Consider the following 16,894-nt stretch of genomic DNA (forward strand, 5'->3'; position numbering starts at 1 on the left):
ATTCATCCCCATTTACAACATTTCAAGAAAGCGATTTGTAATTTCTTCCGTTTCCTCAGGAGTTTTACAAATAATTAAGCAAGTATCGTCTCCACAAATTGTTCCGAGAATTTCTTCCCAATCCAAATTATCGATAAGCGCTCCAATTGCCATCGCATTACCAGGAAGGGTTTTCATAACAAGAAGATGTCCTGCTGAATCAATACGTACAAATGCATCCATTAAATTTCTTCTTAGTTTTTGTAATGGGTTAAAGCGCTGATCTGCAGGAAGACTGTATTTATATCTACCGTCTAAAAGGGGAACCTTTACAAGATGAAGTTCTTTAATGTCACGAGAAACGGTTGCTTGTGTTACATTGTAACCAGCATTTTTTAATTCATCTACAAGATCATCCTGTGTTTCTATATCATTATTTGCAATAATATCACGAATCTTTATATGCCTCTGACCTTTTGTCATAATAACACCTCATATACAAGCATTTGAGCTACTTCCCTTTTATGTTAGCCGATTTTACCTATATTGTACATTTTTTCTTTAATAAAATTACTTCTTTCTTCCTTAGCCCATTATAAAAGGAACAAGCCGCAGCTTATTCCTCATGGTTTTGTTTTGTTTTCAGTTCTATATGAGCTTCCTTCACGATCGTACTTGGATCAAATGAAAGCATATTTTCCCCTGAATCTTTTTCACCTGTCCAAAAAAGATGCAATAAAAACTCAATATTTCCATCTCCACCAGTAATCGGTGAAAACGAAAGGTTCTTTACATCGTAGCCAAGTTGAAGAGAAAGAGAAATCATTTCATGAAGAACTAATTCATGGACTTTAGAATCTCTAACAATTCCTTTTTTCCCTACCTGATCACGTCCTGCCTCGAACTGCGGTTTCACTAACGCTACGATATCACTATTTGGTACCAATAGCGTTTTTAGGACAGGCAGTATTAGCTTCAATGAGATAAATGAAACATCAATCGAAGCAAAATTAGGCATACCTTTAGTAAGATCCGCAGGGGTTACATAACGAAAGTTTGTGCGCTCCATTACAACTACACGCTCATCTTGTCTCAACTTCCATGCTAGCTGATTATAGCCAACATCTAGGGCATAAGACATCAGTGCACCATTTTGCAATGCGCAATCAGTGAATCCCCCAGTTGAAGCACCAATATCAAGGAGTAGCTTATCCTTCACATCTAGATCAAACGTCTTTAACGCCTTCTCAAGCTTCAAGCCTCCTCGGCTCACATATGGCATGACCTTACCTTTTACTCTTAATGGAATATCACTATTTACTTTTTCACCCGGCTTATCAAGACGAGTTTCATTGCTGAAGACAAGACCAGCCATAATGGTGCGTTTTGCCTTTTCTCTCGTTTCTGCTAAGCCTCTATCTACTAATAAGACATCTAAGCGTTCTTTCTTTATTTTCATTATTTTATGCCCTTTTTTGTTTCTTTCCAACAAGATTACTCATTCGATCGACCACATCACCAGTTGTCATCCCGATTTCTTCCAAAAGCTTATCGACGCTTCCATGTTCAATAAAGTGATCTGGAATTCCCATTCGCTCAATTTCAACTTGGTGATAGCCTTTTTCATGAGCAAATTCTAGAACTGCACTACCAAAGCCACCTTGAAGAACTGCTTCTTCGATTGTTAGAATTGGCAGACTTTCATTAAATAGTCCTAAAAGCATTTTTTCATCTAATGGTTTAATAAATCTTGCATTGATTACCTTTATAGATATTCCTTTTTTCTCTAAAATACTCGCAGCTTTCATGGCCATAGGAATTGTCGTGCCAAAGGTTAAAATAGCTGCATCTGAGCCTTTTTTCAATACTTCCCATGTGCCAATTGGAATCGTATTTAATTTCTCATCCATTGGAACACCAATTCCATTTCCACGAGGAAATCTCATTGCAATGGGTCCATCATCATACTTAATTGCTGTGTAAACCATATGCTGTCCTTCATTTTCATCCTTCGGCATCATCAATACAAGATTTGGAACATGTCTTAAAAAGGCGATATCAAATACTCCTTGATGTGTTTCCCCATCCGCTCCTACAAGTCCTGCACGATCAATTCCAATAAATACATTCAAATTCTGACGGCAAATATCATGTACAACCTGATCGTATGCTCTTTGTAGGAATGTGGAATATATTGCGAGAAATGGCTTCATATTCTGTGTTGCTAAACCAGCTGCGACTGTTGCAGCATGCTGTTCTGCAATTCCCACATCATACATTCGTTCAGGAAATTCGCTAGCAAAGCCTTCCAGTTTAGATCCAACTGGCATGGCTGGAGTTATCGCTACAATCCTCTCATCTTCTCTCGCCAATCTTCGAACCGTTTCACTAACAAGCTTGCTCCAAGCAGGCGGTACATTTAGTGGTTTGACAAAGTCTCCAGTTTCAATCTTATAAGGACCTGTTCCATGCCAAGTACCAATCGTGTCATTTTCTGCTGGGCGATATCCCTTCCCCTTTTTTGTAATAACATGGAGAAGGACTGGACCTTCTGTTTTCTTGGCATAGCTTAAATTTTCAAATAAGCTTTCAAAATCATGTCCATCAACAGGACCTAAGTAAGTGAAGCCCATTTCTTCAAAAAACATTCCGGAAACGAAAAGATATTTTAAGCTATCCTTTAATCTTTCAGCTGTTGAAGCAAGTTTTCCACCAACAGCGGGGATTTTCTTAAGAAAGAGTTCTAGTTCATCCTTTACCCAATGATACTTTCCAGCTGTCCGAAGTTTGCCAAGGACATTGTGCAACGCTCCAACATTAGGTGCAATGGACATTTCATTATCATTTAAAATAACGATCATATTCTTTTTTTCGTGACCAATATGGTTTAATGCCTCTAAGGCCATTCCACCTGTCAAGGCACCATCCCCAATAATTGGGATAACAAATGAGTTCTCTTTTTTTAGGTCACGTGCAATGGCCATCCCCATTGCTGCAGACAAGGAAGTAGAACTATGTCCTGTTTCCCAGACATCATGCTCGCTTTCAGCCATTTTCGGAAAACCGCAAAGTCCTTTATATTGGCGCAACGTATCAAATTGACTTGCACGGCCAGTTAGAATTTTGTGTACATATGATTGGTGACCAACATCCCAAATAATTTTGTCCTTAGGACTGTCAAAGCATTTATGCAATGCAATCGTTAATTCCACAACACCTAAGTTTGGGCCTATATGGCCTCCAGTACTTGATAATCTTTCAATCAGGAATTTGCGAATGTCCTGACTTAATTCTTCTAATTCTTTATTAGAGAGCCCTTTTAAAAAAGAAGGGTCTTTAATTGTCATTAGATCCATTCAGTGGATCACTCACTTTCATTTCTTTGTCATGTATTGTCTATACGAATTCTTATGGTTTATTATAACAGTATGAAAGAAATCCTCAAGATAAAGCAATATTATCCTATCATAAAGGAATTAATGATCCCTTGTTTCAATTAAATCAGTAATTTCTTCGAGCAAGGATGTATTAAGCCCCGTTTCTTTCAATTTGCTTTTAGCTTGTTGGATATGTTGATGTAAGGATTTCTTCGCTCCCTCTAATGACAAGAGTGATGGATAAGTACTCTTGTTATTATACGTGTCACTGCCAACTGGTTTACCTATAATATCTTCTGTTCCTTCAAGATCAAGAATATCATCCCTAATTTGAAAAGCGAGTCCGAGATGGTAAGCAAATTCAGCTAAAATATTAATGGTTTCTTTTTCTGCTCCAGAAAGGATCGCCCCAGAAATGACACTGCATTCGAGCAGCTTTCCTGTTTTATGAATATGAATATACTCCAATTCATTTAAGGTTAACTCTTTCTCTTCCCCACTAATATCAGCAACCTGACCACCGACCATGCCTTCAGCACCAGCTGCCTTCGATAATTCATCTATTAGATTGAGCTTCATTTCTGCATTAGCCCATTCAGCTGGCGTTTCAGTGATGATTTGAAAGCTATACGTTAAAAGTGCATCACCTGCTAGAATAGCAAAAGCATCCCCGAAAACTTTATGATTTGTTGGCTTTCCACGACGTAAGTCATCATTATCCATACTAGGCAGATCATCATGTATAAGTGAATAAGTATGGATCATTTCAATTGCTGCTGCAGTTTGAAGTCCTTTTTTTGTATCTGCACCAAAAGCCGCTAATGTCGCAAAAAGAAGCAGCGGTCTAATTCTCTTTCCGCCAGCCTCTAATGAATAAAGCATCGATTCTTTAATTATGGAAGGGGCGTTCAGTCGACTAATACTTTCTTTAAGCTCTTTTTCTAATAATGATTTATGAGTCTTAGCAAATGATGGAAAGGTTGCTTGTTGCAAGATTACTCCTCCTCGGAAATGACGAAATTTTCTTTTCGCCCGTCTTCAGTCAATATTTGAGTTAGCTGATTTTCCACACTTTTCAGCTTTTCATGACAGAGCTTAGATAGCTCCATACCCTGCTTGTATATATTAATAGCCTCTTCTAGAGGAACATCTCCCTCTTCCAGCTTTTCAACGATTACTTCTAATTTCTCCATCGCTTCTTCAAAAGTAAGTTGCTTTTCTGAAGTCAATGTAATCACTCCTCCATATCCGTTACATAACAATGTATTGTTCCATCGGATACCTTTACTTTAATTTGATCATTCTTATTCACTTTTTTAATTGAGTTAATGAGCTTATCCTGCGCTGAATAAATTAGACTATAACCTCTATCCATGATCTTTAATGGACTTAATGCTTCCAAATTAGCAATTTTATGTGAAAAATCCTTCTCTTTTTCAGAAAAAATTTGAGTCATCGCTTTATTAAGTTGTTTATGTGCTTTTTCATGCTGCTCTTTTGATGCTCGAATTAATTCATTCATAGACTTTCTTTGCATGCGCTTATGCATATTTTCCCATTGATTAATTTTCAAATCAAAAAGCTTTTTTGATCCTTTTTCTAGCTGTTCTGAGAGACGGTCCACTTGTTCGAGCTTCTGTTCATATAATTTTTGAGGAAAGCGGAATGCATAAGATTTTTGGATTCTCGAAAGTCTTTCTTTCCTTAAAGAAATTTGTTCCTTTAGCGACCTAATTAAACGTGACTGACGTACAAGCACTTTTTCAGTAAGGTCCTCAATATGAGGAACCGCCAACTCCGCTGCTCCAGTTGGAGTAGGGGCGCGTAAATCAGCTACAAAATCAGCTATTGTAAAGTCTGTTTCATGACCAACAGCAGAAATAATTGGAATCTTTGAGTTGAATATGGCTTTAGCTACTTCCTCTTCATTAAACGCCCAGAGTTCTTCAATCGACCCTCCGCCACGTCCAATAATGAGCACATCTGTATCGTTCAATTGATTTGCTATATTTAGTGATTTCACAATAGAAGGTGCTGCATGTACGCCCTGAACAAGGGCTGGGAAAATAAGAATATTCGCAATAGGGTACCTACGTTTAATAGTTGTTAAAATATCCCTAATTGCTGCACCCGTCGGTGAAGTAATAATCCCGACAGTTTTTGGGAATTTTGGGATAGGCTTTTTATTTTGAGGAGCAAACAAACCTTCTTTTTCTAGCTTTTCTTTTAGTTGTTCATATGCTAAATATAAATCCCCAATTCCATCTGGCTGCATTTCCTTAATATAAATTTGATATTGACCAGAAGGTTCATAAACGGTAAGATCTCCGCTAATAAGCACTTTCATTCCGTTTTCAGGAGAGAATTTCATCGAACGATTATAGCTCGAAAACATAACAGCAAGAACGCGCGCCTTTTCATCCTTTAGTGTAAAATACATATGTCCGCTCGAATGTTGTTTAAAATTGGAAATTTCTCCCTTAACCATTACATCCTGTAGGTGTGGATCAGCATCAAATTTTCTTTTAATATACTTTGTTAGAGCATTCACCGTTAAATAACGCTGTTCTTTCATGTTAATCTCCTTCTAAATTATCGAAACTTCAAGTCTAATTGTGAACACTAATAATGTTTAACTTTTTTAGCTAAGCAAAACTGCCCCTTCCATTATAGATTTATAGCCTCAATCCGTCACGTAATAACGATTTAGGAAAAAAGTCTATAATCACAAATGGAAAAGGCAGAGTGATCAGAAAAGCTCAGCTTTTCAAGAAAAATATGAATGATTATACATTCTATTTATTTCGAATTGATTTAGCAGCTTTTAACGTATTAAACATAAGCATCGTAATAGTCATTGGTCCAACTCCGCCTGGGACAGGAGTGATATAGCTCGCTACTTCCTTCACATTATCAAAATCCACGTCCCCACAAAGTTTGCCTTCATTATTTCGGTTCATGCCGACATCTATTACAATAGCACCTTCTTTAACATGGTCTTTTGTAATTAAATTGACCTTTCCCACAGCTGCAACAAGGATATCTGCTTGCCTCGTATATTGCATTAAATCTGTTGATTTGGAATGACAATATGTAACTGTTGCATTTTTATTTAAAAATAATTGCCCAGCAGGCTTACCAACAATATTACTTCTTCCAACAACAACTACATGCTTACCTGAAATATCAGCATTAATAAAGTCAAGCATCTCTATTACGCCATATGGTGTACAAGGTAAGAAAGCATCTTGCCCTGTCATCATTCTTCCGATATTGACAGGATGGAAGCCGTCAACATCTTTATCTGGAGAAATGGTTTCAATGACCTTAATTTCACTAATATGTTTTGGTAATGGCATTTGAACAAGGATACCATGAATGTCCGGATCAGCATTTAATTCCATCACCTTCTCCAGCAGCACTTGCTCACTAACATCTTCATCTAGTTCTATTAATACGGAATGCATGCCAAGCTCTCGACATGTTCTTTCTTTATTTGTAACATAGGTTTTTGATGCTGGGTTATTGCCAACTAGAATAACAGCAAGTCCAGGAATAATACCCTCTTTTTTTAATTTTTCCACTTCTTCTGCAATAAAAGATCTTTTTTGTCTTGCAATTTCTTTCCCATCAATCAAATTCATTGTCATCCCAATTTCCTCCTCATGAATAGTGAAAGGAACCGATTGCTGAAAAAATGTTCATAGCTGCTGTTTAATCTTTGAAAGAACTCCATTTATGAACTTACTAGAATGGTCATCTCCATACCTTTTTGCAATTTCGATCGCTTCGTCAATCGCTACATTTGGAGGCACATCCTCTTTACAAAAAAGAAGTTCATAAACTGCGGATCTTAATAAATTTCGATCTACGGTCGCCAATCTTTCCATTGTCCAATTTTCAAGATACTTCTTAATCGTTTCATCAATAAAATCTTTGTTTTCTACTACACCATTTACAAGCTGATTTAAATAAGCGTCATTTGGTTTATCTTCTAATACATGTTCAATAGCAGAGCTTGGTTCTACTTGACTTACATCAATTTGAAATAATGCTTGCAATGCCTTTTCTCTTGCTGTTCTTCTTTTCATTCTATTTATTACTCCTTTAACAGGGAAAATTTCAGATATTTACCAATGTCCGTTTCATTTACTCTTGCATGAATATCGGTATAATCATTATCATTTATACCACTTATATGTCCAAAAATACATTTTAAATAATAACATAAGAAAATGTTGAGCGCATTGATTACATGAAAATTTCCCTTCGTAAAGACAATAACTTTAATAAATGCTGCATTTACTTATATATATTTTGAAAAAAAGCCAAAGACAAACTGATGTCTTTGGCTCACTTGAGGTTCTTTTACATTTCTTGCTCGTATTCCACTACTTGTTTTTGATTTTCAAAAACGATTCCGACTACATGAATATTCACTTCTTGTGCATCTAATGCAGTCATATTCAATAATGCCTGGCGGATATTATCTTGAATTTTTTGGGCTACACTCGGAATAGAAATGCCAAATGTCATCGAGCAATAAACATCAACTTTAATACCCTCTTCAGAAAGCTCAACTTTTACACCTTTACCATGATTTTTCTTACCAAGGCGCTCAACTACTCCTGTTGCGAAGTTTCCGCGCATGTGGGCTACCCCTTCAACTTCTGAAGCTGCAATTCCTGCAATAACTTCAATTACTTCTGGGGCAATCTCGATCTTTCCAAGCCCTACATTATCATGATTCATTTCTAAAATATTTTCGCTCATCCATTACACCTCCAATTAGTCTTCTATTTGCATCACATTATACATTTCTAAAAACTTTGTATTAAATTGGCCATCAATAAATTTTTCATGGCTTAGAAGCTTCAAATGAAACGGAATCGTTGTATGAATTCCTTCGATCACAAATTCACTTAATGCTCTCTTCATCCTTGCAATCGCTTCATCCCTTGTAGCTCCGTAGGTTATGACTTTTGCGATCATGGAATCATAATATGGTGGAATCATATAGCCCGGATATGCGGCTGAATCAACACGAACGCCTAAGCCACCAGGTGGAAGGTACATTTCAATTCTACCTGCAGATGGCATAAAGTTTTTTTCGGGATTCTCTGCATTAATCCGACATTCGATTGACCAACCGTTAAAAGTAACATCCTGTTGGCTAAAATTCAGCTTTTCTCCTGAAGCTACTTTTATTTGCTCTTTAATTAAATCTACCCCTGTTACCATTTCAGTAACTGGATGCTCCACTTGAATCCGTGTGTTCATTTCCATAAAGTAGAATTTACGTTTACGATAATCATAAATAAATTCTATTGTGCCTGCACCTGTATAATCAACTGCTTTAGCAGCTTTTACAGCAGCATTTCCCATTTCTTGACGAGTTTCGCCATCTAGAGCAGGGGAAGGGGTTTCCTCAAGCAACTTTTGCAGGCGTCGTTGGATCGAACAATCTCTTTCGCCAAGGTGAACGACATTTCCATGTGTATCTGCAAGAACCTGGATCTCAACATGACGGAAATCTTCTATATATTTTTCAATATAAACTCCTGGATTTCCAAAAGCCGTTAAAGCCTCCTGTTGAGTAATATTAATTCCCTTAACAAGCTCCTGTTCATTCTTTGCAACCCTAATCCCTTTTCCACCGCCACCGGCTGTAGCTTTAATAATAACAGGGTATTCTATTTTATTTGCAAGCTCAATTGCTTCATCAATATCCTTAATAATGCCGTTCGAGCCCGGAACAATTGGAACACCTGCTGCTTTCATCGTTTCTCTTGCTATGTCTTTTGTTCCCATTTTCGTAATTGCTTCCGGTGTGGGACCGACAAAAATAATATTACATTCACGGCAAAGCTCTGCAAAATCAGCATTCTCTGCTAAAAATCCATATCCTGGATGGATAGCGTCACAATCTGTAAGCTTAGCAACGCTAATAATATTTGTAAAATTCAAGTAGCTATCTTTTGATGCTTTCGGTCCAATACAATATGCTTCATCCGCAAGCTGTACATGAAGAGCTTCTCGATCAGCCTCAGAATAGACGGCGACAGATTCAATCCCCATTTCGCGGCAAGCACGTATAATCCGAACAGCGATTTCTCCTCTGTTTGCAATTAACAGTTTTTTTATCATCCTGTTACCGCTCCTTATTCAGCTTTTACTAAAAATAGTGGCTGTCCGTATTCGACTAATTGTCCATCCTTTACAAGTACTTCAACAATTTCCCCGTTTACTTCAGCTTCAATTTCGTTAAATAGTTTCATTGCTTCAACAATACATACGATGGAATCTTTTGAAACTTTGGAACCAGCTTTTACATATGCTTCCGCATCTGGAGATGATGATTGATAAAAAGTTCCTACCATCGGTGAAACAATCTTATGTAAATCTTTTGTATCTGCTTCAATTTCCTTAATAGGAGCTTGAACAGTCGGCTCAGTGACTACCTCCTGCTTAACCATTGCAGGTTGAACAGCTTTAGGTGCTGGAATCTCTTCCATTACAGGCATCACAGGTCTTGCAACGACTTCTTCTGCTGTTTTCTTTTTCATTTTAATTTTAGAGCCATCATGCTCATATACAAACTCATCAATATTTGATTGATCAACAAGCTTAATCAGCTCACGAATTTCTTGGACTTTTAACATTTCGGCACCCCTTGTTTTCAATGAATTAATTTTTTCATCTTATATTTTAAAACTAAAGATAAAAAATAACACATCAAATAATTTATGACTAGATACTAATATCATACGATAATATCTTATTGAAATTCAATATTGGATTATGACAATGAATAATATTTCTGTATTGCTAGCCTTTCGAGTTCAGAAAAAAATGGAATACTTTCGAATAATTATTAAATGTTAATAATTTTTCACAAGGGAATATTTGATCTAAAAAACTAAAATGGACTAAAGGTTGGGGAGAAAATAGGATATGGGTTCGATTGATGAATTAATAGTATTACAGCAAAAATAGCGGGAGAGCTCCCGCTATTTTCAGATTTGACATGGCGAACGCCAAGTTTTTCTATTTATTTTGGTGCTTTAAATTCTACTGTTACTGCATTCAAACCGCTAATTTCATTGTTTACTTCTCGAATAATTTCATTTGCAGCTGATTTGGAAAGTTTTTCTGCTTTCACAGTTACTTTGACATTTTTCCCTTCAGCACGGACAAGGACATCCTCGTAGTTCATAGCTCTAATCAGCGTTTCTAGCATATATTCTTTTTGCGCAAGTGTTTCTAGCTCATCAATCTCATCCTTAGCGGCACTGATTTCTTCAGCAGGAAGTTCTGTTGATGCCAGTTTTGTTTGCAATTCTTCTATCTTCCTGCTGCGCTCATCATTTAGCTCCATACGTAATGTTTCAAACATTTCATCGCCTGCTGCATTAGTAATGATGGCACTATCATCTAAATTCTCTGTTGCAGCCTCATCCTTTAGTTGGTCTGTTTTTTCCTCTACATCTGCTAAGTTCTGACCTTTTTGATCTGGTGAGGTAATGTAATAAACTGATAATACTACAACTAAGCTAAGCATTGTTAATAACCAGACAGTTTGTTTTTTTAATAACATCTATGATTCCCCCTTAGTTTTTTTAGGCATAACAGCCACTCTATGACTTGGAACATCAAGTACTCTTGATACCGCTTCTATTATCCATTTCTTTACTTGTATATTATCAGCCCCTTTTGCAACGACGAGAACACCACTAATTTTTGGTTTCTTCGTTTCTATTTCAATAGGAACCTCTTTTTCTCCATTTCTCGTTATAACGAGCTGTTCTTCTATTGACTGATCTTCAACTTTTCTCTTTCCGCCTTCTCGATCGGTCTCATCGGTAATTTGTATTTTATTGGTTCTGTTTTTCTCGAGTACCTTTTTCTCTGTTCCTTCAACATTAACGACGACCGTCACATCGTCAACACCGATAATGACATCGAGTGCATCTTTGAGCTTAGCTTCATATGCCCTTTCATAAGAAGCTATCAAGTCATTGCCTTCCTTTTGCTTATGTTTAAAAGCTTCTATATCTTCCTCATCATTTGCCTCTTCTTGATTTTTTAACACTTCTAAGCTAGCATTGGATGGCTCATCCTTAAAAAAGATATTACTAATTAGCATAATAGCAGCGCCAAAAAGGAGGACGAGAAGCAAATATTGATATTTCCCTGGCTTTTTGTCAGTGTGATCATCTTTGGAAAGCCATTTTTTCAATAAAGTGAAAGGCCCTTTTTCTTTATCCATTGTTATTTATCTTCCCTCCTTCAACAAGAACTTCGATTTTTTCTTCATTTACATTCCATTTTTGGGCAAGTAGAGAAGCAACTTTTTCTGTATCTTTGTTTGGCTTTTTCGAAGGAAGAGTTTCTTGGGTATTAATTGCTACTTTTTTGACCACCTCAACAGCCTCTGCTTCTTCATCTTTCATTTTTAATTGAACGATTACCTTCTGTAGATTTTCCGGGAAGTCACGTGTGTCATTTACATTTACATCAAGATGAATGTTTACTATTTCTAATCCGTACTGTTCCATCAGCTCCTCTTCTGCTAGCTTATTTAAGTGGACAGCCATTTCTTCTAAAATATATGCATCTTGCCAGGCTTGTATTTCTTTTTTCTGCATTTCAATTGAATTTTCCATATTTTTTTCCCCATAGGGTTCAATTGAAGGAATAGATGCTAATGCTTCTTCAAAATCATTTGAAACAAGTTTTAAAATTGGGGTTAATATAACCGCGATTAGCAAAAGACCCGTCACCATTTTTGTGTATTTTTGTAAATTCGAATTGGGGAGGAGCATATCAATGACCGTCGCTAAAAGAATGAATAAAATAATATTGGTAATCCATTCCTTAATAAATTCCATTTAGCTCCCCCTCCTACCTGACCATCATCGTCAAATTTCCGGCTGCGATTATAACAGTGATACTAAGGAAAAACATGAGAGAAACAACGGCTAGTGCAGCAAACACATAAATAACACTCTTACTAATAATGTCCAGACAGGAAATAATAGGTCCTCCACCTAATGGCTGAAGAATAGCTGCTGCAAATTTATATATAAATGCAATCATTAAAATTTTGATTGCAGGAAATGCGGCGATAATTATGAGGAGTACCAGGCCAGCAATACCGACAGTATTTTTTAATAAAACAGATGCACTGATCACGGTATCTGTTGCATCTGTGAACATCCTTCCGATTATCGGGATAAAATTACCTGTTATGAACTTCGCTGTTCGTATCGCTACACCGTCTGTCACTGCTGTTGATGCACCTTGAACAGAAATGACCCCTAGAAAAACCGTTAAGAACATACTTAGAAGTGCTATGCTCCAATTTCTTATTAAATTGGCAAGCTGGGTCACTTTGTAATTTTCAGATAAGGTACTGACAATTGCTAATAGAGCCGATAGAAATAGTAAGGGTAAAACGATATATTGAATTAATAAACCACTAATATTCATTAAAAAGAGAATCACTGGATGAAAAAATGCTGCTGATACGAGCCCTCCTGAGGATGCAATAAGTGCAAGCAAAAGCGGTATTAGAGCTAAAATAAATGAAATCATCGTATCGATTGCATCTTGTGCATAACTAATTGCGATATGGAAGCTGTTAAGGGCAATAATAATTAGTACCATGAACACTATTGCATAGGCAACTTTGCTTACTGTGCTTTTCTCAAAGGAATTTTGCAAGGATTGGAGAAACATGCTAAAGATCGTAAGCAGGATTAAAGTGCCTAATAATTTTCCATTTACAATAAATTCATGAAATATAAACTTCATAAAGCCAGAGGCCCATTCTTGAAAAGAAAATTTCTTTTCTCCTTTAATAAAATCGTAAAGACTTCCTTTTTGGCTTTCAGGCAAAAATCCTCCATATTCACTGCTGATTTTTTCCCAGAATTGCTTTAATTCATCTATATTGAGCGAGTCAAGCTGTGAGTCAACGATCGCCTGAGGATTGATTGCTTGATTTACATCTTCTGTTTGTGGTGAGGCTTGTACACTTGGAATTAGTAATAAGAAGATTAGTAGATTCAGAAAAAATATTTTCTTCAGCCGCTGCTTCATCATTTACACCCCGTTTTCATTAACCAGGTATCATTTGAATAATGGTTTCGATCATTACGGTAAGAATTGGAATTGCCATAGCCAGAATTAATATTTTTCCTCCTAATTCTATTTTGGAGGCAATTGCTCCTTGGCCAGCATCCTTTGTAATTTGAGCAGCAAATTCAGCAATATAGGCAATTCCTATAATTTTTAAAATGGTTTCAATGTAAATCATATTTACCTTGGCATTCACAGCAATTCTTTCGATCATATGGATAATGGCATAAATTTGATCGACTAGAAAAAGGAAAATAGTGCAGCCAACGAAAACGATGAGAAGGAAGGCAAAGTTCGGCTTTTGTTCCTTCACGATTAAAGCTAGAAATGTAGCTACAAGTGCAACGCCGACTATTTGAATAATTTCAATGGCAAAGACCTCCTTTAGCCTTGAAATAGAAACACAGATTTAATTTTTTGAAATAGGTCATCTACTACGGATGCAACCATAAATAAAATATAAATAAAGCCAAAAAGCGTTACCCATTGGGCGTATTCCTTTTTTCCAACCTGATCGAGAATTGTATGTAAAAACGCAACAACAATTCCGACACCGGCAATTTTAAAAATAATATCCACCTCTAGGCCCATGTATTCTCCTCCTAAATAGAAATGCGCAGGGCGCTGTCTACATCAATAAAATGATTAATAACAGCCCTGATAAAAAGCCAAGGCTTTTAAACATCTTTTCGTATTTAGCTTGCCTTTCATAAGCATCGGCCTCCTCACGCTCTAAATGTGAGAGAGCCAGCATGATTTGCTTTTGCTGAGAATGACGGTCATGTCTGCCCAATGTTTCACCGAATTGCTTCATAATTTCAAATTCACCTTGTTTGAAAGCAGTCATTTTCCAAATGTCCTTTAGGCTTTGTACCCATGCCTCTTTTACTGTCGTTTCCGAACCCATGAGTTTTTCCGCAAAAATATCGAAAAATCTTGATAACGGCATTGGCACTTGAACCGAAAGCCTTCTTGCTGCTTCATGAAGTGGCGTATGTCCATACATGATTTCAGCTTCTAATGATTGTAAGGCCGATTTTAGCTGACGCAGCTGCCGGGGTCTTTCATGTAAATGTCTAGAAGCTTCAAAGCCCGCCCAAGTGGTGGCAACAATAATGAATACGGCTCCCATTATTTTTATCATTCATGTCACCCGCACTTCGTATTTGATCTCATTTCCATAACTATCCTTTATACTCGCTACACTACCTGGGCCATTTTTTCTATCTAATTCTATAAAACGCTGGAAGATTCCCATTTCAATGATTGGCTTGATTGTAGGGCGTCTTCTTATCTCCTCGAAAGTGGTTCCATGCGTTGTCATCATTAATTTAATCCCTGCATTAACAGCCTCCAAAATTGCATCTGCATCCTCTTTTCTCCCAATTTCATCTACAATTAGCACATCTGGGCTCATTGAGCGAATCATCATCATCATGCCCTCAACTTTAGGACAGGCATCAAGAACATCAAGACGAGGCCCGAAAGTCATTTGCGGAATTCCTTGCACACTACCTGCAATTTCAGAGCGTTCATCAACGATTCCAACCTTTTGAGCAGGAAAACGGCCATTTTTATCTCCGGTTGAAATAATTCTTGCCATATCACGAAGAAGAGTCGTTTTCCCTGTTTGGGGTGAGCCGATGATCATCGTATGAAGCCAAGATCTACCATTAAATAGACTAGGAACGAGCTTTTCGCCTATTCCAATTTGTTCTCTAGCAATCCGAATATTAAAAGAAGAAATATCTCTAATCGCCTTCACATTTCCAGCTTCAAGAATAACTTTTCCGGCTAAACCAACACGATGTCCACCCTCAATCGTGATATAGCCTCGACGCAACTCTTCCTCTAAGGTATAAATGGAGAAATGACTTATTTTGTTTAATAAATGCAACGCATCCTCTTGTTTCACGATATATGGTAAAAAACGCGGACTTCCCTTCATTGTTAATTCAAGTGGTCTATTGATCCGTACGCGAATCTCTTCTACTTCAACCAATTGAGGAGGTGGAATTTGCTGCATGTATTCTGAAATCTTTTTTGGCAAAAAGGCTAGAATGGTTTCCAATACATTTTTCCTCCTAATTCTTTACTTTTATAGCTCTAGTTACTTCACAATTTCCTTTGTCCATCTCCAGATGCTCTACGCTTTTCTTTGTCTAGCTCCGAGCACCATCGGCTCGAGGTCATAAGCCAATCCGTCAAGAAGGTTAAAGGACAACCTTCTCGCCGGCTCGTCTTATGCTTGTCGCCGATAAGCGGGTGCTCTACGCTTTTCTAGTTGGACTAGCATCTTTCTACTTAAAATGTATGCCTGCTTTGAAACAATATGACTTTGTTTTATTTTCATTGTTCTTTCATCAACCTATTTATAAAATATTTGAATGTTATTTTTCTTACAGCCGTACATTTAATTGAGACCATGTTCATTGAAAGTGAGGAGAGTGTATGTATTATCAGCAGCCATCTTATCGGAATACTCAAACTAGCGGCAGTAAGCGGAATATGATAAGGGTAACTGGAGAAGGAATCGTTTCTGTGAAGCCCGATAAAGCAGAAATCACATTGGGTGCTTCAACAGAGGATAAGCAATTAGAGGTTGCGCAAAAAAATAATGCAATGATTATCTCTAATATTAAAAAAGGACTTAATCAATTGGATATTCAAGATGAGCAAATCAAAACCGTTAATTATTCAATTTTTCCACAATATGATTATGTTGAAGGTAAGCAGATATTCAGGGGATATAAAGTAGAGCACTTGCTTCAAATATCTATTAATGATATTGAAAATGCAGGTTTAGTAGTTGATACGGCCGTAAAAAATGGAGCTAATGTCGTTTCAAGAATTAGATTTTCTGTTGGAGACTCTATTCAATATGAACAGCAGGCATTATCAATAGCTGTTATCAATGCGTATCAAAAGGCCGATACAATCGCCCGAACTTTAGGAGTTCAATTAAATAAAGTACCAATATTAGTTGCTGAAATTGGTCGGCAACGCGGAGAACCAATCCCGTTTCAGATGACTGCACTCGTTAAAAGCGAAGCAGCTACTCCTATACAACCAGGTACATTAGAAATGAGAAGCCAAGTTTCAGCAGAGTTTGAATTTCATTCTTAAAAAGTAGGTTATGTTAAACTTCCCTGTTGATTTCCGCTGCAGGCACTTAGCGATTTCCGTCGGTCCGGAAGGCTCCTCGTCGAAGAGCGCTCCTGAGGGGTCTCCCTTTTATTCGCTTCTCCCGCAGGACATCGAATAAGCTTTCTTGAATAATCACCGCACGAAGGAAATGGGTTAGCATTTTCGAGGAGTCTCGTGCCTGCAGCGAGGATCAACAACAAAATAGCATGATCAACACTTAGCTTTAACACAGCGAAAAAATAAAAAAG

20 protein-coding genes are annotated in these 16,894 nt (G+C 37.2%); 1 reads left to right on the forward strand and 19 read right to left on the reverse strand.

Annotated elements, in window-relative coordinates; genetic code table 11:
- Window positions 1-12: 12 nt before the first annotated feature.
- The 19 genes from ahrC to spoIIIAA form a co-directional block, all read right to left on the reverse strand.
- Window positions 13-462, reverse strand: coding sequence for a transcriptional regulator AhrC/ArgR (gene ahrC, locus FSZ17_RS15680; RefSeq protein ID WP_057771492.1), 450 nt, complete (start codon window positions 460-462; stop codon window positions 13-15).
- A gap of 133 nt (window positions 463-595) precedes the next feature.
- Complete coding sequence (locus tag FSZ17_RS15685; protein ID WP_057771541.1) at window positions 596-1,438, reverse strand: TlyA family RNA methyltransferase; 843 nt, start codon at window positions 1,436-1,438, stop codon at window positions 596-598.
- Window positions 1,439-1,442: 4 nt separating this feature from the next.
- Window positions 1,443-3,335 (reverse strand): 1-deoxy-D-xylulose-5-phosphate synthase, encoded by a 1,893-nt coding sequence (dxs, locus tag FSZ17_RS15690; RefSeq protein WP_057771493.1) that lies wholly within the window; start codon window positions 3,333-3,335, stop codon window positions 1,443-1,445.
- A gap of 120 nt (window positions 3,336-3,455) precedes the next feature.
- Window positions 3,456-4,349, reverse strand: a complete 894-nt coding sequence (locus FSZ17_RS15695) for a polyprenyl synthetase family protein (protein ID WP_057771494.1) — start codon at window positions 4,347-4,349, stop codon at window positions 3,456-3,458.
- A 2-nt stretch (window positions 4,350-4,351) separates the two neighbouring features.
- Entirely contained in the window at window positions 4,352-4,585 is a 234-nt protein-coding gene (locus tag FSZ17_RS15700) for an exodeoxyribonuclease VII small subunit (protein ID WP_146846495.1), read from the reverse strand.
- 5 nt (window positions 4,586-4,590) lie between these two features.
- Window positions 4,591-5,931, reverse strand: coding sequence for an exodeoxyribonuclease VII large subunit (gene xseA / locus FSZ17_RS15705; RefSeq protein WP_057771495.1), 1,341 nt, complete (start codon window positions 5,929-5,931; stop codon window positions 4,591-4,593).
- Window positions 5,932-6,151: 220 nt separating this feature from the next.
- Window positions 6,152-7,006 carry a bifunctional methylenetetrahydrofolate dehydrogenase/methenyltetrahydrofolate cyclohydrolase FolD gene (gene folD / locus FSZ17_RS15710; protein WP_057771496.1) on the reverse strand — a complete coding sequence of 285 codons (855 nt, stop codon included), beginning with the start codon at window positions 7,004-7,006 and terminating at the stop codon, window positions 6,152-6,154.
- A 51-nt stretch (window positions 7,007-7,057) separates the two neighbouring features.
- Window positions 7,058-7,447 (reverse strand): transcription antitermination factor NusB, encoded by a 390-nt coding sequence (nusB, locus tag FSZ17_RS15715; protein ID WP_057771497.1) that lies wholly within the window; start codon window positions 7,445-7,447, stop codon window positions 7,058-7,060.
- A gap of 277 nt (window positions 7,448-7,724) precedes the next feature.
- The gene (locus tag FSZ17_RS15720) at window positions 7,725-8,129 is read right to left on the reverse strand and encodes an Asp23/Gls24 family envelope stress response protein (protein ID WP_057771498.1); all 405 of its coding nucleotides are present in this window, start codon (window positions 8,127-8,129) and stop codon (window positions 7,725-7,727) included.
- Window positions 8,130-8,144: 15 nt separating this feature from the next.
- Window positions 8,145-9,503 carry an acetyl-CoA carboxylase biotin carboxylase subunit gene (accC, locus tag FSZ17_RS15725; protein ID WP_057771499.1) on the reverse strand — a complete coding sequence of 453 codons (1,359 nt, stop codon included), beginning with the start codon at window positions 9,501-9,503 and terminating at the stop codon, window positions 8,145-8,147.
- A 14-nt stretch (window positions 9,504-9,517) separates the two neighbouring features.
- Window positions 9,518-10,018, reverse strand: coding sequence for an acetyl-CoA carboxylase biotin carboxyl carrier protein (accB, locus tag FSZ17_RS15730; RefSeq protein WP_057771500.1), 501 nt, complete (start codon window positions 10,016-10,018; stop codon window positions 9,518-9,520).
- Window positions 10,019-10,407: 389 nt separating this feature from the next.
- Entirely contained in the window at window positions 10,408-10,953 is a 546-nt protein-coding gene (locus FSZ17_RS15735; RefSeq protein ID WP_057771501.1) for a SpoIIIAH-like family protein, read from the reverse strand.
- Window positions 10,954-11,625 carry a stage III sporulation protein AG gene (gene spoIIIAG, locus FSZ17_RS15740; protein ID WP_057771502.1) on the reverse strand — a complete coding sequence of 224 codons (672 nt, stop codon included), beginning with the start codon at window positions 11,623-11,625 and terminating at the stop codon, window positions 10,954-10,956. It lies immediately after the preceding gene.
- A complete protein-coding gene (gene spoIIIAF, locus FSZ17_RS15745; RefSeq protein ID WP_057771503.1) occupies window positions 11,618-12,247 on the reverse strand; it encodes a stage III sporulation protein AF in 630 nt (209 codons plus the stop codon). The genes spoIIIAG and spoIIIAF overlap by 8 nt, the downstream gene beginning before the upstream one ends.
- A 13-nt stretch (window positions 12,248-12,260) precedes the next feature.
- Window positions 12,261-13,460 carry a stage III sporulation protein AE gene (gene spoIIIAE / locus FSZ17_RS15750; RefSeq protein WP_057771504.1) on the reverse strand — a complete coding sequence of 400 codons (1,200 nt, stop codon included), beginning with the start codon at window positions 13,458-13,460 and terminating at the stop codon, window positions 12,261-12,263.
- Window positions 13,461-13,479: 19 nt separating this feature from the next.
- A complete protein-coding gene (gene spoIIIAD, locus FSZ17_RS15755) occupies window positions 13,480-13,869 on the reverse strand; it encodes a stage III sporulation protein AD (RefSeq protein ID WP_185150731.1) in 390 nt (129 codons plus the stop codon).
- A gap of 14 nt (window positions 13,870-13,883) precedes the next feature.
- Window positions 13,884-14,090: a stage III sporulation protein AC gene (gene spoIIIAC, locus FSZ17_RS15760; protein WP_057771506.1), complete on the reverse strand. Its 207-nt coding sequence runs from the start codon at window positions 14,088-14,090 to the stop codon at window positions 13,884-13,886.
- Window positions 14,091-14,127: 37 nt separating this feature from the next.
- Window positions 14,128-14,643 (reverse strand): stage III sporulation protein SpoIIIAB, encoded by a 516-nt coding sequence (spoIIIAB, locus tag FSZ17_RS15765; RefSeq protein WP_057771507.1) that lies wholly within the window; start codon window positions 14,641-14,643, stop codon window positions 14,128-14,130.
- On the reverse strand, window positions 14,644-15,570 hold the full coding sequence (gene spoIIIAA, locus FSZ17_RS15770) for a stage III sporulation protein AA (RefSeq protein ID WP_057771508.1): 927 nt from the start codon (window positions 15,568-15,570) through the stop codon (window positions 14,644-14,646).
- Between the two features lie 380 nt (window positions 15,571-15,950).
- Here spoIIIAA and FSZ17_RS15775 point away from each other — a divergent pair, with 380 nt between their 5' ends.
- Window positions 15,951-16,625 carry an SIMPL domain-containing protein gene (locus FSZ17_RS15775; RefSeq protein WP_057771509.1) on the forward strand — a complete coding sequence of 225 codons (675 nt, stop codon included), beginning with the start codon at window positions 15,951-15,953 and terminating at the stop codon, window positions 16,623-16,625.
- The last annotated feature ends 269 nt before the right edge of the window (window positions 16,626-16,894 follow it).

Source organism: Cytobacillus dafuensis (genome assembly GCF_007995155.1).
Taxonomy (GTDB): domain Bacteria; phylum Bacillota; class Bacilli; order Bacillales; family Cytobacillaceae; genus Cytobacillus; species Cytobacillus dafuensis.